1 protein-coding gene is annotated in these 1,578 nt (G+C 73.1%); it reads left to right on the top strand.

Annotated features, from left to right (window positions below):
- Positions 1-1,578, top strand: a 1,578-nt coding sequence (locus ABZ281_RS48820) for an ATP-binding cassette domain-containing protein (RefSeq protein WP_356665237.1), incomplete at both ends; no start/stop codon positions are given.

The following is a 1,578-nucleotide window of genomic DNA, read 5'->3' as shown; positions in this document are numbered from 1 at the left end:
GTGATGAAGACGTTCTCTGACTCCAAGAGCCCGGCCCTGCGGGCCAAGGCCGAGCGGTTCCTCACCAGTGCGCCCTGCCCGGCGTGCGGCGGCAGCCGGCTGCGCCCCGAGTCCCTGGCGGTGACGTTCGGCGGCCGGACCATCGCCGAGCTGGCGGCACTGCCGCTGGTGGAGCTGGCCGCCGGTCTCGACGGGACCTCGGAGGCGGCCCGGGTCCTCACCGACGACCTGCGGTCCCGTATCGCGCCGGTCCTGGAGCTGGGTCTCGGCTACCTCAGTCTCAACCGGCCCACCCCCACCCTCTCCGCGGGCGAACTGCAGCGCCTGCGCCTCGCCACCCAGCTGCGCTCCGGCCTGTTCGGGGTCGTCTACGTCCTCGACGAGCCGTCCGCCGGCCTGCACCCGGCGGACACCGAGGCACTGCTCACGGTGCTGGAGCGGCTGAAGGCGTCCGGGAACTCGGTGTTCGTGGTGGAGCACCATCTCGACGTCATGCGGGGCGCCGACTGGCTGGTCGACGTGGGTCCGGACGCGGGCGAGCACGGTGGGCGGGTGCTGCACAGCGGCCCGGTGGCCGACCTGGCGAGTGTCGGGGAGTCGGCGACGGCCCGCTATCTGTTCGACCGCTCCCCCACCCCGGCCCGGGCCGGGCGCGAGGCGACCGGGTGGCTCAGGACCGGCCCGATCTCGCGGCACAACCTGCGCGGGGTGACGGCGCAGTTCCCGCTCGGCGTGTTCACCGCGGTGACCGGCGTGTCCGGGTCCGGCAAGTCCACGCTGATCGGCGAGATCACGGAGGACTCGGCGGGGGTGGGCCGCCTGGTCTCGGTCGACCAGAGGCCGATCGGCCGCACCCCGCGCTCGAACCTCGCCACCTACACGGGCCTCTTCGACGTCGTGCGCAAGGTGTTCGCGGGCACCGACGGGGCCCGCGAACGCGGTTTCGGCGTCGGGCGGTTCTCCTTCAACGTGGCGGGCGGGCGCTGCGAGACCTGTCAGGGCGAGGGGTTCGTCAGCGTGGAGCTGCTGTTCCTGCCGAGCACGTACGCGCCCTGCCCGGACTGCGGCGGGGCCCGCTACAACCCCGGGACGCTGGAGGTGACGTACCGGGGACGGAACATCGCGCAGGTGCTGGAGCTGACGGTGGAGAGCGCGGCGGAGTTCTTCGCGGACATCCCGGCCGTGGCCCGCAGCCTCTCCACCCTGCTCGACGTCGGTCTGGGCTATCTGCGCCTCGGCCAGCCCGCGACGGAGCTCTCCGGCGGCGAGGCCCAGCGCATCAAGCTGGCGAGCGAACTGCAGCGCGGCCGACGCGCCCACACGCTGTACCTCCTCGACGAGCCCACGACCGGTCTCCACCCGGCCGACGTGGACGTGCTGTTGCGCCAGTTGCACGGCCTCGTCGACGCCGGGCACACCGTGATCGTCGTCGAGCACGACATGTCCGTCGTCGCCCGCGCGGACTGGGTGATCGACCTCGGCCCGGGCGGTGGCGACGCGGGCGGGCGCATCGTGGCGGCGGGCTTCGACCGCAGCCTCACGTTCATCGGCTTCAACCTCGACGCCGTCATCGACGAC

Origin of the sequence: Streptomyces sp. NPDC006265 (assembly GCF_040613555.1) — a bacterium.
In the GTDB taxonomy this organism is placed as follows: Bacteria; Actinomycetota; Actinomycetes; order Streptomycetales; family Streptomycetaceae; genus Streptomyces.
Note: the sequence above shows the minus strand (reverse complement) of the source record. Positions and strands in the feature narration are given on the sequence as shown.